Source organism: Vibrio sp. 1874 (genome assembly GCF_033344395.1).
GTDB lineage: Bacteria > Pseudomonadota > Gammaproteobacteria > Enterobacterales > Vibrionaceae > Vibrio > Vibrio alginolyticus.
Genome location: NZ_JAWPOR010000006.1, coordinates 1 through 24,550, shown reverse-complemented (window position 1 = coordinate 24,550; position 24,550 = coordinate 1). Strand labels below are relative to the sequence as shown.

23 protein-coding genes, 1 pseudogene and 1 other annotated feature are annotated in these 24,550 nt (G+C 44.7%); of the genes and pseudogenes, 10 read left to right on the top strand and 14 right to left on the bottom strand.

All coding sequences use genetic code 11. From position 1 onward, the window contains the following. The first annotated feature begins 49 nt into the window (after positions 1–49). From lspA to ispH, 3 genes are all read left to right on the top strand, one after another. On the top strand, positions 50–556 hold the full coding sequence (gene lspA / locus R8N46_RS13260) for a signal peptidase II (RefSeq protein ID WP_005385948.1): 507 nt from the start codon (positions 50–52) through the stop codon (positions 554–556). A gap of 144 nt (positions 557–700) precedes the next feature. After that, positions 701–1,132 (top strand): FKBP-type peptidyl-prolyl cis-trans isomerase, encoded by a 432-nt coding sequence (gene fkpB / locus R8N46_RS13255; protein ID WP_042521860.1) that lies wholly within the window; start codon positions 701–703, stop codon positions 1,130–1,132. Positions 1,133–1,156: 24 nt separating this feature from the next. Then, positions 1,157–2,122 (top strand): 4-hydroxy-3-methylbut-2-enyl diphosphate reductase, encoded by a 966-nt coding sequence (gene ispH, locus R8N46_RS13250; protein ID WP_042521861.1) that lies wholly within the window; start codon positions 1,157–1,159, stop codon positions 2,120–2,122. A gap of 46 nt (positions 2,123–2,168) precedes the next feature. On the opposite strand, the gene R8N46_RS13245 is transcribed toward ispH, so the two are convergent. The 4 genes from R8N46_RS13245 to R8N46_RS13230 form a co-directional block, all read right to left on the bottom strand. Further along, positions 2,169–2,642, bottom strand: coding sequence for a low molecular weight phosphatase family protein (locus R8N46_RS13245; RefSeq protein WP_115385743.1), 474 nt, complete (start codon positions 2,640–2,642; stop codon positions 2,169–2,171). A gap of 71 nt (positions 2,643–2,713) precedes the next feature. Beyond that, the gene (gene btsR, locus R8N46_RS13240) at positions 2,714–3,442 is read right to left on the bottom strand and encodes a two-component system response regulator BtsR (RefSeq protein WP_005381917.1); all 729 of its coding nucleotides are present in this window, start codon (positions 3,440–3,442) and stop codon (positions 2,714–2,716) included. 31 nt (positions 3,443–3,473) lie between these two features. Next, on the bottom strand, positions 3,474–5,144 hold the full coding sequence (locus R8N46_RS13235) for a sensor histidine kinase (protein ID WP_005381915.1): 1,671 nt from the start codon (positions 5,142–5,144) through the stop codon (positions 3,474–3,476). Between the two features lie 193 nt (positions 5,145–5,337). Beyond that, positions 5,338–6,822 (bottom strand): carbon starvation protein A, encoded by a 1,485-nt coding sequence (locus R8N46_RS13230; protein ID WP_005381914.1) that lies wholly within the window; start codon positions 6,820–6,822, stop codon positions 5,338–5,340. 280 nt (positions 6,823–7,102) lie between these two features. Here R8N46_RS13230 and R8N46_RS13225 point away from each other — a divergent pair, with 280 nt between their 5' ends. Both R8N46_RS13225 and R8N46_RS13220 read left to right on the top strand, forming a co-directional pair. Continuing rightward, the gene (locus R8N46_RS13225; protein WP_005381912.1) at positions 7,103–7,444 is read left to right on the top strand and encodes a DUF2799 domain-containing protein; all 342 of its coding nucleotides are present in this window, start codon (positions 7,103–7,105) and stop codon (positions 7,442–7,444) included. 115 nt (positions 7,445–7,559) lie between these two features. Then, a complete protein-coding gene (locus tag R8N46_RS13220) occupies positions 7,560–7,832 on the top strand; it encodes a hypothetical protein (RefSeq protein ID WP_005381911.1) in 273 nt (90 codons plus the stop codon). A 51-nt stretch (positions 7,833–7,883) separates the two neighbouring features. Here R8N46_RS13220 and murQ read toward each other — a convergent pair whose 3' ends face one another. Together murQ and R8N46_RS13210 are read right to left on the bottom strand one after the other, a co-directional pair. Further along, positions 7,884–8,813, bottom strand: a complete 930-nt coding sequence (gene murQ / locus R8N46_RS13215) for an N-acetylmuramic acid 6-phosphate etherase (RefSeq protein ID WP_017636161.1) — start codon at positions 8,811–8,813, stop codon at positions 7,884–7,886. A 36-nt stretch (positions 8,814–8,849) separates the two neighbouring features. After that, on the bottom strand, positions 8,850–9,962 hold the full coding sequence (locus tag R8N46_RS13210; RefSeq protein ID WP_042521865.1) for an anhydro-N-acetylmuramic acid kinase: 1,113 nt from the start codon (positions 9,960–9,962) through the stop codon (positions 8,850–8,852). A gap of 99 nt (positions 9,963–10,061) precedes the next feature. Between R8N46_RS13210 and nagZ the strand changes: the two genes are divergently transcribed. The 3 genes from nagZ (at position 10,062) to tyrA (ending at position 13,478) form a co-directional block, all read left to right on the top strand. Then, positions 10,062–11,045 carry a beta-N-acetylhexosaminidase gene (gene nagZ, locus R8N46_RS13205; protein WP_318098445.1) on the top strand — a complete coding sequence of 328 codons (984 nt, stop codon included), beginning with the start codon at positions 10,062–10,064 and terminating at the stop codon, positions 11,043–11,045. A gap of 207 nt (positions 11,046–11,252) precedes the next feature. After that, positions 11,253–12,329, top strand: a complete 1,077-nt coding sequence (locus R8N46_RS13200; RefSeq protein ID WP_005381904.1) for a 3-deoxy-7-phosphoheptulonate synthase — start codon at positions 11,253–11,255, stop codon at positions 12,327–12,329. A gap of 21 nt (positions 12,330–12,350) precedes the next feature. Next, the gene (gene tyrA / locus R8N46_RS13195; RefSeq protein WP_005381901.1) at positions 12,351–13,478 is read left to right on the top strand and encodes a bifunctional chorismate mutase/prephenate dehydrogenase; all 1,128 of its coding nucleotides are present in this window, start codon (positions 12,351–12,353) and stop codon (positions 13,476–13,478) included. A 77-nt stretch (positions 13,479–13,555) separates the two neighbouring features. On the opposite strand, the gene R8N46_RS13190 is transcribed toward tyrA, so the two are convergent. The 3 genes and pseudogenes from R8N46_RS13190 to ettA form a co-directional block, all read right to left on the bottom strand. Then, positions 13,556–14,557 carry a M23 family metallopeptidase gene (locus tag R8N46_RS13190; RefSeq protein ID WP_005381900.1) on the bottom strand — a complete coding sequence of 334 codons (1,002 nt, stop codon included), beginning with the start codon at positions 14,555–14,557 and terminating at the stop codon, positions 13,556–13,558. 28 nt (positions 14,558–14,585) lie between these two features. Continuing rightward, positions 14,586–14,842: pseudogene (locus R8N46_RS13185) on the bottom strand (PilZ domain-containing protein). 344 nt (positions 14,843–15,186) lie between these two features. Beyond that, positions 15,187–16,854, bottom strand: a complete 1,668-nt coding sequence (ettA, locus tag R8N46_RS13180; RefSeq protein ID WP_005381894.1) for an energy-dependent translational throttle protein EttA — start codon at positions 16,852–16,854, stop codon at positions 15,187–15,189. A 364-nt stretch (positions 16,855–17,218) separates the two neighbouring features. On the opposite strand from ettA, the gene sltY reads away from it, so the two are divergent. Together sltY and trpR are read left to right on the top strand one after the other, a co-directional pair. Further along, on the top strand, positions 17,219–19,165 hold the full coding sequence (sltY, locus tag R8N46_RS13175) for a murein transglycosylase (RefSeq protein ID WP_411912876.1): 1,947 nt from the start codon (positions 17,219–17,221) through the stop codon (positions 19,163–19,165). Between the two features lie 13 nt (positions 19,166–19,178). After that, on the top strand, positions 19,179–19,487 hold the full coding sequence (trpR, locus tag R8N46_RS13170) for a trp operon repressor (protein ID WP_005381892.1): 309 nt from the start codon (positions 19,179–19,181) through the stop codon (positions 19,485–19,487). Positions 19,488–19,597: 110 nt separating this feature from the next. On the opposite strand, the gene yjjX is transcribed toward trpR, so the two are convergent. The 5 genes from yjjX to bamD all read right to left on the bottom strand — a co-directional run. Further along, a complete protein-coding gene (gene yjjX / locus R8N46_RS13165; RefSeq protein ID WP_025768441.1) occupies positions 19,598–20,131 on the bottom strand; it encodes an inosine/xanthosine triphosphatase in 534 nt (177 codons plus the stop codon). Positions 20,132–20,155: 24 nt separating this feature from the next. After that, positions 20,156–21,334: a prephenate dehydratase gene (pheA, locus tag R8N46_RS13160; protein ID WP_017636154.1), complete on the bottom strand. Its 1,179-nt coding sequence runs from the start codon at positions 21,332–21,334 to the stop codon at positions 20,156–20,158. A gap of 12 nt (positions 21,335–21,346) precedes the next feature. Continuing rightward, positions 21,347–21,468, bottom strand: a sequence feature (Phe leader region). A gap of 108 nt (positions 21,469–21,576) precedes the next feature. Further along, the gene (gene hpf, locus R8N46_RS13155; protein WP_005381889.1) at positions 21,577–21,903 is read right to left on the bottom strand and encodes a ribosome hibernation-promoting factor, HPF/YfiA family; all 327 of its coding nucleotides are present in this window, start codon (positions 21,901–21,903) and stop codon (positions 21,577–21,579) included. A gap of 313 nt (positions 21,904–22,216) precedes the next feature. Continuing rightward, a complete protein-coding gene (locus R8N46_RS13150; protein WP_025768442.1) occupies positions 22,217–23,710 on the bottom strand; it encodes a transglycosylase SLT domain-containing protein in 1,494 nt (497 codons plus the stop codon). Positions 23,711–23,857: 147 nt separating this feature from the next. Next, on the bottom strand, positions 23,858–24,550 hold a 693-nt coding region (gene bamD / locus R8N46_RS13145; protein WP_318189654.1), incomplete at its 5' end, for an outer membrane protein assembly factor BamD.

The following is a 24,550-nucleotide window of genomic DNA, read 5'->3' as shown; positions in this document are numbered from 1 at the left end:
TTAAAATTAACAGCCCCAGTATTTACTGGGGCTGTTTGTAGGTAAAGTAATGAGTGAAAAAGCACTGACGTTAAAGCAATCTGGAGTTCGCTGGCTGTGGTTAGCAATTCTGGTATTTATTGCAGATATTGGCATCAAATTGGTGGTGATGGACAACATGGGCTACGGATGGGCAAACCGAATTGAGGTGTTGCCATTCTTCAACCTACTTTATGTTCATAACTACGGTGCTGCATTCAGCTTCTTGAGCGATCAAGCCGGTTGGCAGCGTTGGTTATTTACAGGTATCGCGTTTGTTGTGACGGGTCTTTTGACCTACTGGATGAGCAAGCTTCCAGCAAAAGAAAAATGGAACAACATTGCTTATGCACTGATTATTGGTGGTGCAGTGGGCAACGTGTTTGACCGCGTCGTTCATGGCTTTGTTGTTGATTACCTAGACTTCTTCTGGGGTAACTACCACTGGCCAGCATTCAACCTTGCTGACATGGCGATCTGTATTGGTGCGGCAATGATTATTCTGGATGGCTTCCGTAAAAAAGACGCTGACAAGTAATCTTTTGCGGTATATCGAATAACCCTAAGCGTCGTCCGTTGATTCGAGCGACGCTTTTTATTATGTTGGAGCGCCAATCAGCATATCAATGTATAAAAAGACCAAGCTGACAGCGTAATAACCCAAGAACAAGGAAGCATTAACGTGACAACAATAACCAATGAATCGGTAGTAACCCTTCACTTTACGATTAAAATGAAAGACGGATCGGTTGCAGATAGTACTCATAACATGGGTAAACCAGCGAAGTTTGTTATGGGCGATGGCAGCTTGAGTGAGAACTTTGAGCAATGCCTACTAGGCTTACAAGTAGGCGAACAAAAGGCAATTGAACTAAAAGCGGCGGACGCTTTTGGTATGCCAAACCCTGATCATATTCACTATATGGATCGCACTAAATTTGTAGGTGATGCAGAAGTGGAAGTTGGTACAATCATGGCCTTCAGTGGCCCTGATGGCATGGAAATCCCGGGCATTATTACAGAGATTGCAGGCGATTCAGTCACTGTGGACTTCAACCATCCTCTAGCGGGACAAGACGTGACTTTCGAAGTTGAAATTTTGTCAGTAGAATAGCGAACCAAATAAAAGATAACTTCCATGAGCAATGAAATGAAAATCCTGTTAGCTAACCCACGTGGTTTCTGTGCTGGTGTTGACCGCGCGATTAGCATCGTAGAGCGTGCGCTAGAGATGTATCAGCCACCTATCTATGTTCGACATGAAGTGGTGCATAACCGTTTTGTGGTTGAAGGTCTAAAACAGCGTGGTGCTATCTTCGTTGAAGAACTGCACGAAGTGCCAGACAACAACATTGTGATTTTCTCTGCTCATGGTGTATCGCAGGCAGTTCGTCAGGAAGCCAAGCAGCGTGATTTGACCGTATTTGACGCAACGTGCCCTTTAGTAACCAAAGTGCATATGGAAGTGGCGCGTGCGAGCCGTCGTAATATGGAAGTGGTTCTGATTGGTCACGCAGGTCACCCTGAAGTCGAAGGTACGATGGGGCAATACGCCAGTGAAACCGGTGGTATGTACTTGGTTGAAACTCCAGCCGATGTTGAGAAACTGAAGGCGATTGTGAAAGATCCATCCGATCTTCATTACGTAAGCCAAACGACGCTTTCTGTCGATGAAACTGCCGATGTTATCGAAGAGCTACGCCGCGTGTTCCCAGATATCCAAGGTCCACGTAAAGACGATATCTGTTATGCGACACAAAACCGCCAAGATGCCGTACGTGAATTAGCTGGTGACGTAGATGTGATGGTTGTGGTGGGTTCTAAAAACTCATCAAACTCTACACGTCTTAAAGAGCTAGCTGAAAAGCTAGGGACACCTGGCTACTTAACCGACTGTCCGGAAGATATCAAACCTGAGTGGTTCGAAGGCAAAACAAAGGTCGGCGTGACTGCGGGAGCATCTGCTCCGGAAGAGCTCGTTAATCAGATTCTAGAGCGAATCAAAGAACTCGTTGGTGCCGAAGCGGTTGATGAAGTACTTGGCCGTGAAGAGAATATGTTCTTTGAAGTACCTAAAGAACTTCAAATCAAGCAAGTGAATTAGTCTCTATTTATCGAATATTCAAAAGGCGACCTGTGGGTCGCCTTTTTTACATCTCTCTTAACTCATTTAGGTAATCACGAATTTGGTCTTTTCCTAAACCATCGATAATCATATCAGACATCTTCGTGATTCTTCGCTCAAGCGATTGAGCAACCTTTTCGCAATGTGCGTACATGTCTTCATCAGAACCATAGGTCGGAAAAGCATCAACTTGCCAGTTTACTCGAACACCACCTGCAAGCCACTGAGGAGCGGTTTCTTGATGTAAAGAATCACAGAGAATAATAACGATGTCGGGAAGAAACTGAGTTCGCTCCTCCCATGAATGCGTGTGGATATGCGGAATGGGGAGTTGGTGGTCATCTAAATATTTTTGCACCACTGGGTGCACCTTGCCTGTGGGATGTGAGCCTCCACTGGTGACACTAAAATCTGCTGGCAGGATATTGGTTGCGATTGACTCCGCGAGGACGCTTCGTCCAGCGTTGTGCTTACATATGAATAAAACTTTATACATCATCGCCTCGTCTTTTCAGAGCGTCCTATTTATACGCTAGCGGAAACTCAGCGATGATGTGTGAAGTTTTTGTGTTAGTGGCTAATGCCGAGCATCTCTTTGAGCACCTTTAAGTAGCGGCGGCTTACTGGTATCTCAAAGCCTGTTTTGGTGATGATTTCCGCTAACCCATTTTCCAGTAACTTGATTTCGCTAATCGCTTTAATACTGACTAAGTATTGACGATGGCAGCGGACTAGAGGGGTTTTCTCTTCCAACGTTTTTAATGTCAGTTGGGTGCTCGCGGTTTGGCTGGTGGAGCGTACATGCACGCCGCTGATATCACTGTAAGCACATTCCACCGTGTCGGTGGCCATGATAACGATGCGGTTGTGTCCGATGCACGGTATCTGATCCAACGTGTCAGGTGTAATAGCAGACAGTTGTTGCGTTAGGGCGGATTGGCTAATGACTTTGTTTAGTCGTTTGACCGTTTTAGTTAACCGGCATGGGTCGACAGGTTTGAGCAAGTAATCAAAGGCATTGTCTTCAAATGCTTGAATCGCATACTGATCATAAGCCGTGACAAAAACCACATAAGGCATGGTTTCTGGATCAAGCATCCCAAGTAATTCAATCCCCGTGACTTGAGGCATTTGGATATCGAGAAACACCACATCAGGCTTGAGTTCATTGATTTTTTTTAGGCCAAGGATTGCGTTTGAGGCATCGCCCACGACCTCAACTTGGCCTGTTTCATCCAGTAACTCTGCTAGCTCTTCACGAGCAAACTGTTCATCATCAATGACGAGTGCGGTTAACATCCAACATTACCTTTATTGCTTCAGCGTGCTTTTATGATTTTGGGGGAATGATAAAGCTCATTTTAGTAAATTGATGTGGCTCGCACGTAATTTTTAGCGCTGCATCACGTCCAAATTGATTAGTGAGACGTTTGTCGACAATTTCTAAACCTAGCCCTGAGTGGTTTTCTTTTGGCGGTTCAAAACTGCCTGCGTTGTCTTCGACGGTAATCAAGTGACCTTGTGGGTGTGCTTCGCTGTATATATGAACTTTACCACCTTCAAGCATGTTTGAAATGCCATGCTTAATGGCGTTCTCAACCAAAGGCTGGAGTGTAAAGCTTGGTAATTTGATGTCCAGCAATTCAGGTTGAATATCGATTTCAACCTCTAAGCGGTCCGTAAAACGCGCTTTTTCGATGCTCAAGTACGAGTTCACATGTGCAAGCTCTTCCTTTAGCGTCACGGTATTAATGTTCTGCTTTAAATTGCTGCGGAAGAAGTGCGATAGATTTTGGATTAGCTCGCGCGCTTTGTCAGGGTCACGACGAGTAATCGCACTAATAGTATTGAGTGCATTAAACAAAAAGTGTGGATTCACCTGAGCGTGAAGCAATTTTATTTCTGCTTGGGCGAGTAAGGCTTGTTGTTGTTGGTAATCGCCATAAAGGATTTGGCTAGATAGAAGCTGGGCTATTCCTTCCGCCATCGACATGTTGGCCGTCGAGAACAATTTACGCTTCGGTTCATACAGCTTTATGGTACCAATGACCTCTTTCCCTGCACGCAGTGGGATGATCAGCGCAGATCCGAGCTTGCAATCTTTTGCAATGGAGCATTGGTATGGACGCTCCGCGCCATCAAGATAAATGATGTCGTTTTTCTCCATGGAGTCTAATGTGCTTTGCGATGAAATCGGCGTGTTTGGTTTATGGTGATCATCGCCAATGCCCACAAACGCTAAGATTTTTTCTTGGTCAGTAATCGCGACAGCGCCCACTTTGGTTTCTTCGTAAATAATACGTGCGATTTTCTCTGCGTTTTCGGTGTTGAAGCCGTTGCTTAGAATTCCCACTGAGCGATCAGCAATGGTGAGCGCTCGACGCGAAAACGTCGCAGAAAACTTTTCAAAGATTGCTTTTCTGTCTTGCAGGATACTCATGAACAACGCCGCACCAAATGAGTTCGCGATGATCATAGGCGCTGCAATAGCGGACACCAGTTCATAGGCTTGATCAAAAGGTTTCGCGACGGCGAGCAGCAAAATCATTTGCACCACTTCTGCAACAAACGTGACGCTGAATACAACGCTTGGATTAAACAGCAATGCACCTTTATTTCGCTTGATAAGGTAAACGTGGAGCAAACCACCAATTACGCCCTCGGCGGTGGTTGAAATTGCACAGGCTAGGTCGGTAAAACCACCAAGAGAGTATCGATGGATGCCACCAGTAAATCCGACGGCGAAACCTACAACAGGTCCACCAAACAGCCCGCCCATAACTGCGCCGATCGCACGAGTATTGGCAATAGCATCGTTGATGTGCAGACCGAAATAGGTGCCGAGAATACAAAAGCCAGAGAAGAGTACGTAACAAATTAGGCGGTGGCTTAAGCGCGAAGAAATACTCAGCAAAGGTAAGATGATTGGCGTTTTACTTAGCATGTAAGCCAAAACTAAGTACACACACATCTGTTGTAAAAGGGAGATGACCAGTTCCATAGTGAACCTAACCTAGAATCAATGTTGTTATTGTATACCTAAGTAACCTCAAGATGCTTGGCTCAGATAGATAAGAACAGCTAAGTAAATGATGCTGCGCTGTGCTTTCTGAGTCTTAAAGTGACTTGGGTATAAAACAAAAAGAGCCTGCAATTGGCAGGCTCCTATCTTAGTCACTCAGATGTGACGAGTATTACGCTGTTTCTGATACGGCTTGTGGTTTCTCTTCGTCAGCCAGTTCAGTTTCACCTTTACCCTTAGAGGTTTTGATAACGTAACCTGTCACAGCTAGGGCAAACACAATACCTACGATAGTTGATAGTTGCATTGGCAGACCAAAACCTAGCGAGCTGTTGTTTAAGATGAACGTGACACATACCGTGGTCATGAAGATAGCTGGGATAGTGGTAATCCAGTGCAGCTTGTTGTGACGCAGTAGGTAAGCGGACGCAGTCCAAAGCATCATTACCGCTGTTGTTTGGTTTGCAAAACCGAAGTAGCGCCAGATAATGCCGAAGTCTACTTGAGTTAAGATACCGCCGATAACGAACAGTGGAAGTGCCATCAGTAGACGGTTACGTAGCGTTTTTTGTTCCATGTTGAAGTATTCAGCAAGGATCAAGCGGCTTGAACGGAACGCTGTATCGCCAGACGTAATTGGTAGGATAACCACCCCCAGGAACGCAAGGATACCACCGAACACACCTAGCAGACCAAATGATGCGCTGTATACCACGTTACCAGGACCACCGTTTTTCACAGCTTCGGATAGAGCGTCTAGAGAGCCGAAGAAAGACAGAGCGATAGCACACCAAATTAGCGCGATAACACCTTCACCAATCATTGCACCGTAGAATACGAAGCGACCGTTTTTCTCATTTTCCATACAACGCGCCATCAGTGGAGACTGAGTTGCGTGGAAGCCAGAGATAGCGCCACATGCGATAGTGATGAACAATGCAGGCCATAACGGCATGTCATTTGGGTTGAGGTTAGAGAACATGTCCGAAACTTGGAAGTCACCCATTACTGTGTGTTCGCTAGAGAAAGCAACGGCTGTCATTAGGCCAACAGACATAAAGATAAGTAGGGCGCCAAACAGTGGGTAGAAACGACCAATGATTTTATCGACAGGAACAATCGTCGCAATGATGTAGTAAGCAAATATAGCAATAACCATTGTAGTCATGCTTACGCTCAAGCTTGTTTGATCATTGATGAGGTTAGTAATCATGCCAGCAGGGGCTGAAACGAACACTACGCCAACTAGAAGTAATAGGACAATGGCAAAAATATTCATAAAGTGTTTTGCGCCATTACCTAGGTAGCGACCTGTAATGGTAGGTACAGATGCACCGCCGTTACGCACTGAAAGCATGCCTGAGAAGTAATCGTGTACTGCACCAGCAAAAATACAACCGACTACAATCCAAAGCATCGCCGCAGGACCGTATAGTGCCCCCATGATCGGGCCAAAAATTGGACCAACACCTGCGATGTTAAGTAGTTGAACTAGGTAAACTTTCTTTGTTGACATTGGAACGAAGTCAACACCGTCCGATTTGGTGTGAGCTGGCGTTTGGCGTTTTTCATTGATGCCGAAAATCTTCTCGACGAAAGCGCCGTAGATGAAGTATCCGCCGATTAGGGCTGCGACACAGGTTAGAAACCACATCATAGCAATTGTCCTTGGTCTTAGTTGGGTAGGGTAATTTTTTAATCTCAGGATGCATGTTATGCGTCACTTGTGTTAAATGCATTCGGTTAGTAGATGAGTGGTCGAATAGAGCACTGAGTGGTCGATATGCTGCTTGAGCGGTTTTTAAAAATGGCGAAAGGTTGATGACAGTCTTGAGCGGCTGATTTGAGTCATCAGTGGTTAAATCTGCAAGCTCAGCGGCAAGCGCCAATAATTAGTGGTAAGCTTATTTTTGAAAACAATTACTTAAGGAAGAACCATGAAAAAGGTAACGGTAGGTCTGGCACTGGCTTTACTTGCAGGATGCACAGCAACGACAGCAGATCTTGCCAAGTCGGGAGATTGGCATCAGATCGGATATCAAGATGGCATAACCGGACACACATCGCGCACGATGAGCGAGCTTCGTGAGTTGGGTAGTGTTAAGCAAAGTGACTACGACCAAGGTTATTTAGAAGGTTTACGTGAGTACTGTAATCCTGCTTTTGCGTATCAAATGGGGTTATCTGGTCAGTATTACGAAGGGGTTTGTGAAGGTACTGAGCAAGCGCAAAAATTCCGCATGGAATGGCAACGTGGTTGGAATGAATACTCAAATTAATAGTCAATAAAGCCGTTGTTACACTGTCTGCATCACATAAATGTGGCAAAATCTTCCTTATTAAACTATGTTCATATTGCTTGATAGTGAGCACAGCAAAAAAAGGAATCACATTATGTCAACGCAAATGGCTGGTGGCTGGAGTCCATTTCATGAACTCACAGCAGAGAATAAAGAAGTATTTGCTAAAGGTATCGAGGGGTTTGTCGGTGTCAAATACTCCCCTTTGGTTGTGGCTACTCAAGTCGTAGCCGGACAAAACTATGCGTTTTTCTGTAATGCAGAAGTTGTCTACCCTGGAGCACAACCATACCCAGCAATGGTTCATATGTTCAGTGACCTTGAAGGTAAAGTCGGTATTACTCACATTGAACGATTGAACTACTAAATTAAGCCATAAAAGGCGCCTGACTTTTAAATAAGTGAGGCGCTTTATTGATTAAGATTGATTAGTTTGCGCGATCACGACTTTTCTTAAATATCCTTGCTTGGCGTTCAGTTGCTCAGTCGCGCTTTCTCTATCCAGCCCGGTTAAAATCATCAAAATCGCTAACTTGGCGTCGTAGTCCGTTTCTTTGAGCGCCGTTTTAGCCTCTTGGTTAGTACAATCTGTTGCTTGCATAACAATACGAGCCGCTCTTGCAACTAGCTTTGCATTCGTCGCTTTCACATCTACCATTAAGTTCTGATAACTTTTGCCCAGGCGAATCATGCTTGCGGTAGTGAGCATGTTTAGTACGAGTTTTTGTGCCGTCCCTGATTTTAAGCGAGTGGATCCCGTTAACGCTTCAGGTCCAACAACGGGGCTAATCGCAATATCAGCAATATCTGCAATCGGAGAGTCAGGGTTACAAGATAGTGCTACAGTGGTGGCACCAAGCTCGTTCGCATACTCTAAGCCACCAATCACGTAAGGTGTTCGTCCACTTGCCGCAATACCAACGACGACATCGCGTTGTGTTAGCGTATTCTCTTTAAGATCTTGCTCGCCCAATGCTGGGTCGTCCTCCGCCCCTTCTTTTGCACGGAACATTGCCTCTTTTCCACCGGCAATAATACCAACGACCATCTCTGGATCTGTGCCAAAAGTTGGTGGGCATTCTGAAGCGTCCAAAACGCCAAGTCGACCACTGGTACCCGCACCGATGTAAAACAACCGACCTCCGACCTTAAATGCTTCCGTGATCTTATCAACGGCTTCAGCGATCTCAGGCAATACTTTTTCAACGGCAAGAGGAACGAGTTTGTCCTGTTGGTTGATGCGTTGAACAATATCGAGAGAAGGCAGCAAGTCGATGTCCATGGTGTCTGGATTTCGCCCTTCAGATACCAGATGGGATAAAGCTGCGATAAGTGCATCGTTCGTCATAATGAATTAAGCCTTTTTGTTTAGGATCTATTGCCCTTAATTTTTTGAATAGAGTACACCCAGTGAAGCGAGACGACTTGCCCCCGTAACTTCCGGTAAGTTGCTAGGGAGGCCGTGAATATGGCGCTGCGCAAGCCAAGCAAACGCCATTGCTTCCATGTAGTCGCCATCAACGCCTTTTTCTGCCGTTGTCGCAACGCTCCATTGTGGCAATAACTTAGCTAGTCGCTGCATCAAAAGTGGGTTTCTTGCTCCACCGCCACAGACCAATAGTTGAGGTGTGATGCCATGAGAAAACTTGTCGACTTCGTTGGCAATGGTAATTGCAGAATACTCGCAAAGTGTACGTTGTACGTCTTCGATTGGTAAATTGTGATGGGCCAGTTGTTGATGCAGCCAGTCAATATTGAACAGTTCTCGTCCGGTACTTTTAGGGGCTGGCATGGCGAGGTAAGCTTCTTTGAGTAATTGAGTCAACAAAGTAGCGTTTACCGTTCCTTTAAGTGCAAATTGTGCATCTTCGTCGAAGCTTTGCCCAGTATGCAGCGCACACCATGCGTCCATCAACATATTGCCCGGGCCTGTGTCATAGCCAATGACTGGTTGTTCTGGATGCAGTACCGAGATATTGGCAATGCCTCCAATGTTAAGCACCACAGTTGTGGAATCCTGCATCGCAAAAATGCATTTATGGAAAGCAGGGACGAGTGGGGCACCTTGTCCACCTAGCGCCATGTCTTTACGACGAAAATCCGCTACCGTATCAATGCCTGTCTTGACCGCGATAATGTTGGCATCGCCCAATTGAGTGGTAAACGGCAAGTTTCCGGTAGGCTGATGGAACACTGTTTGACCGTGATTACCAATCGCACGAATTTGCTCTGCGACGTAACCAGACTTATTGAGCAGCTGTAACACGGCATCTGCAAATAGGTGGCCGAGCTGGTGGTCAAGTTCACCTATGGTTTTTAAATTTGTTCCTTGACCGGTACAAACAGATAACAGCATGTCTTTTAGCGCTGCGGGCATTGGGTAGTCGTCGTGCGCAATCAGGCGAACGTGCTCATCGCTTATTTCAACTAGAGCGGTATCAACACCATCCATACTCGTTCCAGACATCACACCAATGTACAGTTCGTTAAATTTCATAGCCGATCTCGTCAATTCTTCATTCACTTATTGTAAAGCAAATCTGAAGCGAATAACCTCATCGAATACGAGATATTCAGCCGATTTTGAGGAGAAAACATGGGACCGTTATGGGTTGACGTTGCGGGGTATGAACTGACCGCTGAAGACAAAGAAATCTTGGAGCATCCTACGGTTGGTGGCTTAATTCTATTTGCTCGCAACTATCATGATAGCGAACAGCTTCAAGCACTTACTCAATCCATCCGAAAGGCGGCTAAGCGCCCGTTTTTGATCGGTGTGGATCAAGAAGGCGGCCGAGTGCAGCGCTTTAGTGAAGGTTTCTCATTAATTCCTGCTGCTGATGAGTACGCTAAACATCAAAATGGTGAAGAGCTTGCTCGTATGGGCGGTTGGTTAATGGCAGCAGAGCTGATTGCCCATGATATTGATTTAAGCTTTGCCCCGGTACTTGACCAAGGCCATCAATGTAAAGCGATCGGTAACCGTGCATTCGGTGAAGATGCCGATACCATTCTTCGCTATAGCACTGCTTATATGCAAGGAATGAAGAGTGTTGGCATGGCAACGACAGGCAAACACTTCCCTGGACATGGTGGCGTGATTGCAGACTCACATCTAGAAACACCATACGACGAGCGCAGTGATATTTTTGAACAAGATATGGCGATCTTCAAAGCGCAAATTGATGCCGGTATTTTAGATGCCATGATGCCTGCTCACGTGATTTTCCCACATTATGATGCTCAACCAGCCAGCGGTTCTGAATACTGGTTAAAACAGGTTCTGCGTCAGCAATTGGGTTTTAAAGGTTTGGTTTTTTCGGATGACTTGACCATGGAAGGCGCTGCGATTATGGGCAGCCCAGCCGAGCGAGGTGCTCAAGCATTGAGAGCTGGCTGCGATATGTTGTTAATGTGTAATAAACGAGAAGCGCACGTTGAAGTATTAGACAACTTACCGGTTTCAACCGTGCCACTCGCGGATGCATTACTGAAAAAACAGTCATTTTCTCCAAGCGAACTTAAGCTATCTCAAGAGTGGAAAGCGGCGAGTGAAGCGATGAAACGCTTGACTAGCTAAACCTCTTGTAAAAGATTCAAAACGGCGATGAGAAGCCAAAGTTAATTATGCTTTGGCTTTTTATTTAGCTGTAAACTTTATTTTACACTAAATGTTTTTTATTATGTACGCTTGTTTTTCTTTTTTAGCCTGTTATCTTGTCGTTAAAGCTTAGTTGTCTCACCAAGGGTTTGGTTGGGTGTAAAAATAAATATACAGGTTAGAGTTATGCAGAAAAGTGAGTTGAGCAATATTAATATTATCGAAGAACAGGTTCTTATTACTCCGGAGGAACTAAAAACCAAGCTTCCTTTGAGTGAAAAAGCACGTCGCTTTATTCAAGAGTCTCGTCAAACTATCGCTAATATTATTCACAAGAAGGATCACCGCCTGCTTGTTGTATGCGGTCCATGTTCTATCCACGACGTAGAAGCGGCGAAGGATTACGCAAAGCGCCTTAAAGCACTCTCTGAACAACTAAGTGACCAACTGTATATTGTTATGCGTGTTTACTTTGAGAAGCCGCGCACCACGGTCGGCTGGAAAGGCCTGATCAATGACCCACACCTAGACGGCAGTTTCGATATTGAACACGGTCTGCATGTTGGACGCGAACTTCTGGTGGAGCTGGCAGAGATGGAAATCCCGCTCGCGACTGAGGCTCTAGACCCAATTAGCCCACAATACTTGGCGGATACTTTTAGCTGGGCAGCCATCGGTGCTCGTACGACGGAGTCACAAACTCACCGTGAAATGGCAAGCGGCCTGTCTATGCCAATCGGTTTTAAGAATGGCACGGATGGCAGTTTGGCAACCGCAATTAACGCGATGCAAGCTGCGTCCTCTAGCCACCGTTTTATGGGAATTAATCGTGAGGGACAAGTCGCACTATTAACCACCCAGGGCAATGCTAATGGACATGTGATCTTACGTGGCGGCAAGCAAACTAACTACGATTCGGTATCCGTCACTGAGTGTGAGCAAGAGATGGCGAAATCTGGTCTTGATGCTTCATTAATGGTGGATTGCAGTCACGCCAACTCACGTAAAGATTACCGTCGCCAGCCATTAGTCGCGGAGGATGTGATTCATCAAATCCGTGAAGGCAATAAATCTATTATCGGTCTTATGATTGAAAGCCATATCAATGAAGGAAATCAATCTTCTGACTTAGCTCTTGAAGAGATGAAATACGGTGTATCTATCACTGACGCATGTATCAATTGGGATTCAACTGAGGCACTATTACGTCATGCACATGAAGAGCTAGTGCCTTTCTTAGAAAATCGTCTAAAGGCTAATTAATACAGGATTTAAGGAACATCAATGGCAGTTGAACTTAACGCATTACGCGATCAGATTGATGCAGTCGACAAGCAAATGTTGGAGCTATTGGCTCAGCGTTTAGCGCTCGTAGAGAAAGTTGGGGAAGTAAAAAGCGAACATGGTTTGCCAATTTATGCTCCAGACCGCGAAGCGGCGATGTTAGCTTCTCGTCGCGCTGAAGCTGAAAAAATGGGAATTCCTCCACAGCTTATTGAAGATATTCTGCGTCGAACAATGCGTGAGTCTTATGCCAGCGAGAAAGATTCCGGTTTTAAGTGTTTGAACCCTGATTTACGCTCAGTTGTTATTATTGGTGGTAATGGTCAATTGGGTGGCCTGTTTGGGCGTATGTTCAAATTGTCGGGCTACCAGGTCAAAGTTCTCGGCAGTAAAGACTGGGATCATGCGGATGAGATTCTAGACAACGCGGGTTTAGTCGTGGTCACGGTGCCGATTCATCTAACGGAAGGGGTGATCGAAAAACTGGGGAACTTGCCGCAAGACTGTATTCTGTGTGACCTGACTTCTATCAAGTCGAAGCCTCTGCAAGCAATGTTGAATGTGCACCAAGGTCCTGTAGTTGGTTTACACCCAATGTTTGGCCCAGATGTTCCGAGCCTTGCCAAGCAGGTTATTGTGTACTGTGATGGTCGTGGTCACGAGCATTACCAATGGCTATTGCAACAGTTTGGAATTTGGGGCGCAAGCTTGTGCCAAATCGATGCACAAGAGCACGATCATGGCATGACGTTGATTCAGGCGTTGCGCCACTTCACGTCGTTTGCTTACGGTATGCACCTAAGCAAAGAGAACCCGAACATCGATCAGTTGTTGAAGTTAAGCTCGCCAATCTACCGCCTTGAATTGGCGATGGTGGGACGACTGTTTGGTCAGGATCCGAACTTGTACGGTGATATCATTTTCTCTTCTCAAGAGAATATCGATATGATCAAGCGATTCCATCAGCGTTTAGGTGATGCGGTAGCGATTCTGGATAGCAGAGACAAAGCGCGATTCATCGAAAGCTTTAAGCAGGTGAGTGATTGGTTTGGTACTTATTCTCAACAATTTATGAATGAGAGCCAAAACTTACTCAAACAGGCGAATGATAATATTCATCGCGGCTAATCACGGGTCATTTAGCCGTGCAGAGTCCGAAACAAAAAGAGCAGCGTAAGCTGCTCTTTTTCGTGTTGATGGACAAATCAGTTCGTCGCAGTATTACTCGTATCTTCACTTGATACTGTGTTGATACTGGTATCGCGATAGGGTGAATTGGTTAAATTGACTTGTAGACGTACAACGTTATCAATCAATTGAACCAAAGGTCCCCATTTCACTTTTTTCTCTTTTTCAAAGACGTCATTGAAGTTTTCTGGCGTCCACTCCATTAAGTATTGAGGGTTGAGTGCTCGTCCGAGGAAGCGTACTTCATAGTGCAAGTGTGGCCCTGTGGAGTTGCCAGAGTTACCGCATTGAGCAATGATGTCGCCTTTACTAACAAACTGACCGCTTTTCACTTTGAAGCGTTGTAGATGAGCAAAAGAGCTCATAAAGCCAAATGAGTGACGAATGGTGACATAGTTACCATAACCACGATTGCTCGGGCGAACGGTTTCCACCACACCGTCAGCCGGTGCCAGGATCTCTTCTCCTCTTTTACAAGTCAGATCGATACCAGTATGAACATGCCTCTTACCTGAAATCGGATTAATACGACTGCCGTAAGAAGAAGAAATACGTTGGTATGTGACTGGACTGTCATTTGGTATCAAACGGAACATCGTCGCTCGAACAGCAGAATCGATAGCGGCTGCGTCAATTCGCTCCTCTAACCCCATGCTGTTCTCATCGATCATCAACTCTTCGTCTGCGAGACCTAAAACCGATTCAACGTCGAATACCCGTTTGCCCAATAGCTGAATTTGATTGTTTTTGTCAGTCAAAGACTGGGAAAGTGAATGATTGGTATCAAGCTGCTCTTCGTAAAGAGCCGTCACTTCGGCCTTTTCACTTTCCAGTTTGGCGATGATTTGTGTTAGTTCGTCTTTATTGTGCATCTGCTGCTGATTAAGGTACCACGCGCCACCAACGACGGCGGGTAATGCCAATACTGAAGCAAATACTGCTAGGACCGAACTGCGGCCCAAATAGAACTGCTGATCGCCGTCTTTCGTCGGGATCTGCATGATGATTTTTTTAGACATAGTTATTGTTACTTAAATAGGCGTTCATTTATTTTTCTCCTAAAAACCTGAGAGGTGCTCTAACTCTCGATTCAGAAGGTCGTTATTGCCTACATTCAATTCTATAAATCGTTTTAGTTGGCTAATGCTTTCGATGTCTATCTTAGCGATCTTCAACCTAATCTCACACTTAGAGACATTCACAATTTGCGCTTTTAACGTAATCACTTGTTCGGATTGATCAAATGAAAAAGTCACATGGACTGGAAGGGTTGGATCCAAAGCCTCAGTCTCTTCCACTTTCATGAGTAAACCATGCTAGGAAAGATCTTGAATCCTAGCTTCAATTGCCAAGTCACGTTGTTCTATCTTAGCTGGAGCTTGATGGAGAATACGTGAAAAGCGTCGTCTCTCTGTCATATGAATATTCTCGTCAGGTCGTCAAACAGAATTGAATAGTATATCAATACGAACAAAAAATGTTCGATTGTTGTTTGAAAAGTGTCGAGATCGCTACAGAGTGACGTAAGTGCTATGTCATGTTCTTAACGAACGAGACGGGCTAATGAGCTCTTTTTATAACAAAGAAAACAAAGGCCGCTATGATAGCGGCCTTTGTACAAATTACAATCAAACTTTGTGGGTTGCGATTACTTCGCAATGCGCTTGTATTTGATACGGTGTGGTTCTGCGGCTTCAGGACCCAATGTTTTCTTCAACCAATCCATGTACTCTGTGTAGTTACCTTCGTAGAAGTTAACTTGGCCTTCGTCACGGTAGTCAATGATGTGGGTTGCGATACGGTCAAGGAACCAACGGTCGTGCGAGATAACCATTGCACAACCAGGGAACTCTAGTAATGCTTCTTCTAGAGCACGCAGTGTTTCAACGTCAAGGTCGTTGGTTGGTTCGTCGAGTAGCAACACGTTACCGCCCGCTTTAAGCAGCTTCGCAAGGTGGACACGGTTACGCTCACCACCCGATAGTTCACCAATAATCTTTTGTTGGTCACTGCCTTTAAAGTTAAAGCGTGAACAGTATGCGCGAGCTGGGATTTCGAAGTTGTTGATCTTAATGATATCAGCACCTTCAGAGATCTCTTGGAATACGGTTTTAGAATCGTCCATGCTGTCACGGAACTGATCGACCGATGCCAGTTTTACTGTATCGCCCATCTCAATTGTGCCCGAGTCTGGTTGTTCAGTACCACTTAACATCTTGAATAGCGTCGATTTACCTGCGCCGTTCGCACCGATGATACCAACAATCGCACCTTTAGGGATGCTGAATGACAGGTCATCAATCAGAACACGACCGTCAAATGACTTGGTCAGGTTCTTCACTTCAATAACCTTATCACCTAGACGCTCACCTGGTGGGATAAACAGTTCATTGGTTTCATTACGTTTTTGGTGATCAGAGCTTTGCAGTTCTTCAAAGCGAGCCATACGTGCTTTTGACTTCGCTTGACGACCTTTAGGGTTTTTACGTACCCACTCAAGCTCTTTCTCGATAGTCTTTTGGCGAGCACTCTCTTGGGAGGCTTCTTGTTGTAGACGAGCGTCTTTTTGCTCCAGCCATGAGGTGTAGTTGCCTTCCCATGGGATACCTTCACCACGGTCCAGTTCTAAGATCCAGCCCGCAGCGTTATCTAGGAAGTAACGGTCGTGGGTGATGGCCACTACGGTACCTGTGTAATCCACTAAGAAGCGCTCTAGCCAAGCAACTGATTCTGCATCTAGGTGGTTGGTAGGTTCATCAAGCAATAGCATGTCTGGCTTAGAAAGTAGCAAGCGACAAATAGCCACACGGCGGCGTTCACCACCTGATAGGTGCGCAATTTTTTGGTCCCATTCAGGTAAACGTAGTGCGTTTGCTGCACGCTCAAGCGCATTTTCTAGGTTATGACCATCTTTCGCTTGGATAAGGGCTTCTAGCTCGCCTTGCTCTTTTGCAAGTGCGTCGAAGTCTGCATCTGGTTCAGCGTAAGCTGCGTAGACTGCGTCCAAACGTTTCAGAGCGTCAGCAACGTCAGCAACCGCTTCTTCAACAACTTCACGAACGGTTTTTGATTCGTCTAATACTGGTTCCTGAGGTAGGTAACCTACGTTTAGACCAGGTTGTGGACGCGCTTCACCGTCGATATCCGTGTCGATACCTGCCATGATACGTAGCAGTGTGGATTTACCTGCACCGTTCAGACCTAAAACACCGATTTTCGCACCAGGGAAGAAGCTCAGAGAGATGTCTTTAAGAATTTGACGCTTAGGTGGCACAATTTTGCTCACCCGCGACATGGTATATACGTATTCAGCCATTGCCGATCGTTCCTAAATTAACTGTCATTCAAACCCATCATTTTATACCAACTGCTTTGTTTTTGTTACCGCATTGCAAGAATTTCCCTAACGAATGGATTTCTTATTTTGAGCTGACCGGAAACTTACACGGTTAGGGTATACACTTTTGTTATTCGTTAAGAATGACGAAGTGTTTTCTATGCGAGTTAGAAACGCTTTGTCTCCATCGTCTTAAAAGTTTGACGAGTACAATTTTTAATACACTAAGTTGCTTTACATGGACATCTGCATTCTGTGTAAATAGATGCATGTGTGAAAATTGCCTTAACATCACATGAACTCTAACAAAACTAGGCTTTAGGGCAGTATATGTCTGGGGAAAATGACACAAATGAGATTCAACGTATCTGAATTGGCTAAAAACGTATGCTGCGCCGCCGCGTTGTGTGCTATGAGTTTGAGTGCTAATGCCGCGCTGAGTTTGGAAAAGCAGCGCGAAGTATATGAGCAAGCTCAAGATTTATTAGATAAAAATGACATCGATGGATACCTTTCGATTCGTCCTAAAATTTCTGACTATCCACTAACGCCTTATGTGGATTACCGCACTTTTATTAGACAGTTACCGGAAAAGTCACCACAACAGGTAAACGAGTTTATTTCTGAGCACGAGTCTTTTCCATTTTCTCGTCGAGTTCGCGCTCCATACCTCAATCATCTTTATAAGCAAAAAGATTGGAAAACTATTACTGAGTTTCAAAAAGTCATTCCTAGTGGTGAGCGTTACCAATGTATTTTCTACGTCGCCCAGTTAAAGCAAGGCAAGAAAGTCGCGGCATTTAAAGGGGCTGAACATATGTGGTTACGTGGCATCAGCATTGCTGATGAGTGTGACCCATTATTTGCGGCATGGGACAAGGCGGGTGAGCGTACCGATGAACTGATTCTACAGCGTATGTTACTGGCGTTTGATGCTCGTAATGGCGGTTTGATGAGTTACTTGCTCAAACTGCCTAAATCAGCGCAGGCAAAGCAACAAGCCAAAGAAATGAAAGCGTTATTTGATAATCCTTCAAGTGTTGCGGAATTCGCGAAGAAAAAACCTGCGAATGATTTTAATCGAGCGCAAAGTGAATATGCGTTAGAAAAGTTGGCTCGCATGAACACTAGCCAAGCACAAGGTGCGTACGATGCTGTCATTAAAGGACAGAAGTTTTCTCCAGAAAAAGCGCAAGAACTTGCCGACTATATTGCATTTCGATTGACTCGTACGGAGTCTGAGTCATTAGCTAAATGGCGCGATGATAAAACGAAAACCAGTCAGTACTTACCGTTGATTGAAACGCGCATCCGCTTAGCGATTCAAAATGCAGATTGGAAAGGCGTACAAGAGTGGATTGCTGTTCTAAATAAAGAAGAACAAGCCACGCTACGCTGGCAATATTGGCTTGGAAGAAGTGAAATAGCGTTAGGTGATGACATCGCGGGGAAACAGCGTTTAGCAACTCTGCTTGGGCAACGAAACTTCTACAGTGTGGCTGCCGCCAATGCAATCGGGCAATCAATCAAATACCCAACGCATACGGTTAAGTTGGATAAGAAAGTTGTTCAACCCTATCAAGACTCGTTAGCTCGTATCGAAGAGTTGATCGCGACGGATAAAATCGCAGCAGCGAAGAGTGAATGGGCACACTTACTGCGCCGCGTAGGGAAAGATGAAAAGGCGATGTTGGCGGCTTATGCATCATTTAAACGTTGGCATAACCTAACGGTGACCGCGAGTATTCAAGCGCAGATGTGGGATAATATCGAACTTAGGTTCCCAATAGCACACCGCTGGTGGTTTAACTTTTATGCGAAAAAGCACAACATTGATCCCGTCACGATGATGTCTCTCGCTCGACAGGAAAGTGCGTTAGATGTTGAAGCCCGCTCTCCAGTTGGCGCTCGTGGTCTTATGCAGATCATGCCTGCGACGGCGAAGTACACGGCACGTAAATATAAGTTGAGTTATCAAGGTACGCAGGATCTCTACAATGTAGGAAAAAATATCGAAATTGGTAGCCATTATTTGCAAGGTTTATTAGAGGATTACGATAATAATCGTATTTTTGCTCTTGCTGCTTATAATGCAGGTCCTAACAGAGTAAAAACGTGGCGAGAGCGTACCCAAGGAAAAGTGGATGCTTATGCCTTTATTGAGGCAATTCCATTTAAAGAGACGCGCGGTTATGTGCAAAACATCTTGATGTTTGAAACATACTATCGTGATCTTTTGGGTATCGATGGCGCGTTCTTGAATCAACATGAGATCAATACCAAGTATTGAGTGAGGTAACTTGATGTCGCACGAACCCGAGTACAAAGACTGGCAACAGATTATTGAGCTAATTCGAACAAGTATGGGCACCCAGCAAGATGACATGCTGTTAACTATGCTGATGTCACGTGATGAGAGAGAGTCATTAATATCACGCGTTAATATAATTAACGAACTTCTTAAAGGAGAATTATCTCAACGTCAGATCAGTCAGATGCTTGGTGTGGGCATTGCCACCATTACTCGTGGCTCTAACGAACTAAAGTCGAAATCTGATGAAGAAAAAGACAAGTTGAAAGTCTTGTTAGAACAAGTTGCGGTATCTAAGTAGACAGTATATCCAATTTGCTTTTAGGCCTTGGTGTTACAATTGACTAAGATAACGTATTACAAAGGGCGGAAATATCCGCCCTTTTGCGTATCTAGAGAATAGGCTGAGTGTTATAAATTTGAAGGAAAGTGCTCAGGGTTTGTGAATGGAATCAAAGCCAGAATCAAGGCTTGGTGATAGACCGAGCTTCGAGTTAGCTGGTTTTGGGTTAGTAGGCTAATAGCGCCACCTTTCTGTTTGATGTTATCAGTACCAAACACTTTGTCCATTACATCTCCCAACTCATTCGCATCCTTGAGTTTTTCCAAGACTTTTGGCGGCAACATTAAGCTTGCAGAACGAGATTCACCGCGGTGAGTCTCTGACTCAACCACCATCCAAGCAAACGTCACGTTTGCTTCAATTCCCGCTTCGAGACCGACATAGTAATCCGCGTTTGGCATCTCTACTTTTGCGTTTTTAACGCGGTTTAGCGCACCACGATGAGTTTCTTCATTCGTCATGGGCTGATCTGCGACCTCACTCGGTACACTGATGCCAACGAAGTTGAACTCTTGATGCGGAAATGCATTACGAAATGCACTTTGAACTGCATTAATTTTGGCTGGGTTTAGCGATGCGATTACGACTTTTTGGGTTGCCATGATCTTTTTACTCACTGGTGTCTATTAACTCAATTTTACTTGCGTAGGCTTTACGTTCTCACTCGGGTAACAGCCTAATACTTTCAAGTGCTTAGTGATTTTTGTTAGCTCTTCAAGTGCCTGTTGCATTTCTGTCGAAGCAAGATGTGATGTCAAGTCTACGTAGAACATCTCTTCCCACGGGTTCCCCATAATTGGGCGTGATTCCAGCTTGGTCATATTGATGCCGTAACGTTGCAGCACTAATAGTGTTTCAACCAATGAGCCTGCCTCTTGGGAGGTCGACATGATCAATGTGGTTTTTGCTGGAATCTGAGTAGAAACTTCAACCGGTTTACGAGCAACCACGATAAAGCGAGTATGGTTTTCGGTTTGGTTTGCGATGTTGCCTTGAATTGCTTGCAAGCCATATAGCTTACCGCTTGATGCATTACCAATTGCAGCCACATCATCACGATCCATCTCTTGGACTTTCTGCATTGCATCTGCTGTGCTCGCGCAGGATTCCAGCTTTACCCCTTTCATACGGCTTAAAAACTCACTGCACTGTTGGTGTGGCTGAGGGTGAGAATACAGCGTTTTAATATCTTCCAGACGAATGTCTTTTTTCGCAACCAAGCAGTGTTCGATTGGTTGAGTTAGCTCTCCAACGATGTAAAGCGTCGTGTGTTGTAGTAAGTCATACACTTCATTAATAGAGCCAGAGCTGGTGTTTTCGATTGGCAGAACGCCATAATCAGCATGGCCAGATTCAACCGTTTGAGTCACTTCTTTAAAGTGCTCGCAGTTGAGCTCGATAAGCTCCGTATTTTTACGACTGAAGTATTCGCGACTTGCCAAGTGCGAATAAGAGCCTTTGGCTCCTAAAAAAGCGACGCGAGCAAGTGGCTTACGGCTTTGCTGTGGGTTAACGAGATTTTGCAGATAACTTTGTTGAAGCAGAACTGAGTCTTCAATGATGGTATGGAAAAGTTTGGTGATGTACTGCGCGTCAAGTTCGTATTTATCTTGGCCATTAGAAATCAGCTTGACCAATAATTGCTGTTCACGGACGGCGTCGCGAACAGGCTTTGAGGTTTGTACTTTGCTTTTGGCTACTTCAATGCTGAGTTTACGGCGCTCAGACAATAAGCTGAGAAGTTGGTCATCCAACTCATTCAAGCGTAAACGAATTTCTTCGAGGGAAATAGGTTGGTCAGTCATCAATTCTTTCCTTATAAAAAAGCCTCCCGATTTGGGAGGCTTTCTGTTTGTTTTTGACTTTTCTTTCACAAACGAGTTCGCCCCTCCAACTATGGGAGGAAAAAGAAGTCAAAAATAAACAGTGAGGTTAAATGCATAAATAGTGCTTAATTTATGAGTGTTTAAACACAATAAGCAAGGCTGGGGAGAGCGTCAAGCAAAAAAATAGCGCCTTTCGGCGCTATTTCCTCAATCTGTTCAGTTTACTCTTCTTCTTCCACTAGCTCAGGCTTACTTGCACGTCGAGCTTCAGGTTTGTGGGTCAGCTTGTTCAATTGTCGTTCTAGTTTTTGCTCCACTTCGTTGATAGCTGCGTAAAGATCTTCGTGAGTTGCTGAGGCAATGAGCTGGCCTTTAGGAACTTTGATAACCGCTTCGAATTTTTTCTGTTTGTTTGGTTCCTCACTGAAAGTTGCTTGGCAACCAATTAGGTCTACTTGCCATTTCTCCAGTTTTTTAAATTTGCTCTCAATATGAGCTCGGATTGCAGAGGTGATTTCGATGTTTTTGCCAGTGATATTCATTGTCATAAGTGTTTTTCCTCTGTTGCATCCCTCATGGGTTGAGTTCAGATTACCGCTTTAAGCATAAAAAAATGTGATTCAGATCATTATTTTGCTCGGGTTTTTTATGATGAAAAATGAATGTGATCTCACTCAAGAACTTCTGAGATTTATCGTGAAATTGCTTGTTATCGGTTAGTAAATCCGTAGATTGGATAGAGTACTCAGCTGAAAACGGCCTCGTTTTTAGGGAAGTTTTACGGCCTAATATTTGAGGTGGTTAAAATTTAACTACACGTAAGGTGTGATGACGATCACTGAGTCTCTCCAATGAATCCATTTAAAAAGCCGCTTGCTGTACAAGCGGCTTTTTACTGTCTGGCATTTGGCTGACTTTTCGTAGCGGTATCATGAAAATGGGGTCTTTTGGGGCTAGTGAAACCCCTTCTAAACTTTTGACTTGGTCCAAACTTTCTAGTTGTTTGTATATTATGTAGTAGCGATTAATGCTTGTGACGTACCCAACCGTTGAGCTTAAACTTTTCCGCATAACGACTTCCACGTTATTAAACCAAACATTAGGATCGTAACCTTGTTGGGCTGCACGCTTACGAATACGCTCTACATTGCCGGGGCCCGCATTGTAAGCCGCCAATGTAAAGTAGAGTTTATTTTGTGCAGTAATATCAGGATCACTGAAGTACTGCTTACGCAAAAAAGCTAAGTATTTCACTCCAGCATGAATGTTGTTTTCTAATTGTCGAACATTTTTGATATTGATATTCGGATCTTGAGCGGTGCTGGGTAGGACTTGCATTATGCCAACGGCACCTCGGCTTCCAACTAGGTCGTTATTAAATCCTGATTCCTTGTAAGCGATTGCAGCGATCAGTAAATAGTCGATATCGTATTTCTCACCATAGCGTGAAAATAGCGCCGCGAGTTTTTCTAGTTGAGCAATTTTCTTAGGGTTAAGAGCTCTGTTCAACCATCCCGTGTTATCGATGTATTTGCCGTAAATAACGTTACCGAGTAGTGTCCCAGAGCGAGACTTCTGGATGAACTTATTCACGACGGCTTTTAATTTGGGACTATTTTCTCGCATTGCCCAAGCAATTTTGCCATTTTTGCGGATAGGGATTTTTTTGTGCACCCGAATATCATCCATCACTTTCAGCCAAAGCTTGGCTTTATGGCTATCGAGAACAATGGCTTTGACGTAACCATTGTTGAGCATTCCGACCAGCTCATAATCTTGAAGTGTTTCTTCAATAAAGTGCACGATAACAGGCGGTAAGCCTTTTTTGTTTAGTTTCTTATTTAGTGTCTGAATGCTTTCAAAGTAGCTAGAACTGGCGCGCACCCAAATCTCTTTGCCGCTCAATTGTTCGATTTTCGTCATCGTTGGTGTGCTTTTGTTTGTCACTACCCACTCTTGAATACCAGTGAGGATGGGTGAACTGAACTCCACTTTCTGTTTGCGCGTGTCGGTAATAGTCAGGTTGGCGACAACTAAGTCACCTGAACCGTTTTCTAAGGCTGGCAGTAGCTGGTCGCGGGCAACAGGAATAATTTGTACGTTAAGCTTTGGTTTGAGTTTACGAAGGTCTTTTTCGAAATGCGCCAGCAATTCCGCGCCTATGCCTTTTGGTGTGCCGCCCTCAATGTAGTAAAAGCCTAAATCAGCAGAAACTAAGACGCGCAGTACATTCTTCTCCTTGATGACATCGAGGTCTCCGGTATAAGGAGGCTGTTTGAGCGGCGAGATTTGCAGTGCGTAAACGGAAGCAGACAATAGGAGCAGCATAACTGCGCAAAGCTTAGATATCGTCACGTTCACATCCTTTTTATAAAGGGGGAGGAGAACTTTAAGCATATGTGGAGCTAGGAAGATCATCAAGAAAGGGCTGAATATACTATTGAGAGTAATAAAAAACCGCCACGGTAAAAACGGTGGCGGTTCAGTTTAAAGCAAGTTCAATTACTTCACAGGGTTGAGCTCTATAAGCTTTTCAGTTCTTGCTACGGCGTCTTCCAAACCAAGTTGCTTGTAGGCCTCTAGCTGGATAGTCAGTGACTTACGTGCAGCTTCTGTGTCTGGATACGCTTTTTGTAGCTCTTGGCTGCGATTAATAGCAGCGACCCAAGCTTCACGGCGAAGGTAGAAGTCAGCAGTCGCTAAATCATAGTTCGCTAGACGGTTTTTCAGCGCAACCATACGTTTTTGTGAATCTTCTGCATATGGGCTATTCGGGTAGCGTTGAAGTAGTTTTTTGAAGTCATCAAACGCTTTTTTTACCGGTTCAGGATCGCGATCGCTTCGATCTACGCTGAATAAATCATGCATAAAGTTACGATCTTGCGCCATGTGGCTTAGACCTCGCATGTACAGCACCCAATCCATCTTTTCATGGGTTGGGTTTAAACGCATAAAGCGAGAAATGGTTGCCAAGCCCAAAGCAAGGTCGTCGTTTTTGTAGTACGCATAGATTAGGTCAAGCTGCACCTGTTCTGAGTAGGCACCGAATGGGTAACGTGAGTCTAATGCTTCCAGTTTCTCAATTGCAGAAAGCCAATTACCACTTTGAAGAGAAATCTGTGCGTCTGCATACAGTTCCGAAGGCGGCACATCAGGAACGATTTCTTCTTTGCTTGCACATCCAAACAGAAGGGA

What these genes read in the sequence shown, in the direction of transcription:
- lspA (WP_005385948.1), top strand. Translation starts at nt 50, where the DNA reads ATGAGTGAAAAAGCACTGACGTTAAAGCAATCTGGAGTTCGCTGGCTG.
- ispH (WP_042521861.1), top strand. Translation starts at nt 1,157, where the DNA reads ATGAGCAATGAAATGAAAATCCTGTTAGCTAACCCACGTGGTTTCTGT.
- R8N46_RS13245 (WP_115385743.1), bottom strand. Translation starts at nt 2,642, where the DNA reads ATGATGTATAAAGTTTTATTCATATGTAAGCACAACGCTGGACGAAGC.
- btsR (WP_005381917.1), bottom strand. Translation starts at nt 3,442, where the DNA reads ATGTTAACCGCACTCGTCATTGATGATGAACAGTTTGCTCGTGAAGAG.
- R8N46_RS13235 (WP_005381915.1), bottom strand. Translation starts at nt 5,144, where the DNA reads ATGGAACTGGTCATCTCCCTTTTACAACAGATGTGTGTGTACTTAGTT.
- R8N46_RS13230 (WP_005381914.1), bottom strand. Translation starts at nt 6,822, where the DNA reads ATGATGTGGTTTCTAACCTGTGTCGCAGCCCTAATCGGCGGATACTTC.
- R8N46_RS13225 (WP_005381912.1), top strand. Translation starts at nt 7,103, where the DNA reads ATGAAAAAGGTAACGGTAGGTCTGGCACTGGCTTTACTTGCAGGATGC.
- R8N46_RS13220 (WP_005381911.1), top strand. Translation starts at nt 7,560, where the DNA reads ATGTCAACGCAAATGGCTGGTGGCTGGAGTCCATTTCATGAACTCACA.
- murQ (WP_017636161.1), bottom strand. Translation starts at nt 8,813, where the DNA reads ATGACGAACGATGCACTTATCGCAGCTTTATCCCATCTGGTATCTGAA.
- R8N46_RS13210 (WP_042521865.1), bottom strand. Translation starts at nt 9,962, where the DNA reads ATGAAATTTAACGAACTGTACATTGGTGTGATGTCTGGAACGAGTATG.
- nagZ (WP_318098445.1), top strand. Translation starts at nt 10,062, where the DNA reads ATGGGACCGTTATGGGTTGACGTTGCGGGGTATGAACTGACCGCTGAA.
- R8N46_RS13200 (WP_005381904.1), top strand. Translation starts at nt 11,253, where the DNA reads ATGCAGAAAAGTGAGTTGAGCAATATTAATATTATCGAAGAACAGGTT.
- tyrA (WP_005381901.1), top strand. Translation starts at nt 12,351, where the DNA reads ATGGCAGTTGAACTTAACGCATTACGCGATCAGATTGATGCAGTCGAC.
- R8N46_RS13190 (WP_005381900.1), bottom strand. Translation starts at nt 14,557, where the DNA reads ATGTCTAAAAAAATCATCATGCAGATCCCGACGAAAGACGGCGATCAG.
- ettA (WP_005381894.1), bottom strand. Translation starts at nt 16,854, where the DNA reads ATGGCTGAATACGTATATACCATGTCGCGGGTGAGCAAAATTGTGCCA.
- sltY (WP_411912876.1), top strand. Translation starts at nt 17,219, where the DNA reads ATGACACAAATGAGATTCAACGTATCTGAATTGGCTAAAAACGTATGC.
- trpR (WP_005381892.1), top strand. Translation starts at nt 19,179, where the DNA reads ATGTCGCACGAACCCGAGTACAAAGACTGGCAACAGATTATTGAGCTA.
- yjjX (WP_025768441.1), bottom strand. Translation starts at nt 20,131, where the DNA reads ATGGCAACCCAAAAAGTCGTAATCGCATCGCTAAACCCAGCCAAAATT.
- pheA (WP_017636154.1), bottom strand. Translation starts at nt 21,334, where the DNA reads ATGACTGACCAACCTATTTCCCTCGAAGAAATTCGTTTACGCTTGAAT.
- hpf (WP_005381889.1), bottom strand. Translation starts at nt 21,903, where the DNA reads ATGACAATGAATATCACTGGCAAAAACATCGAAATCACCTCTGCAATC.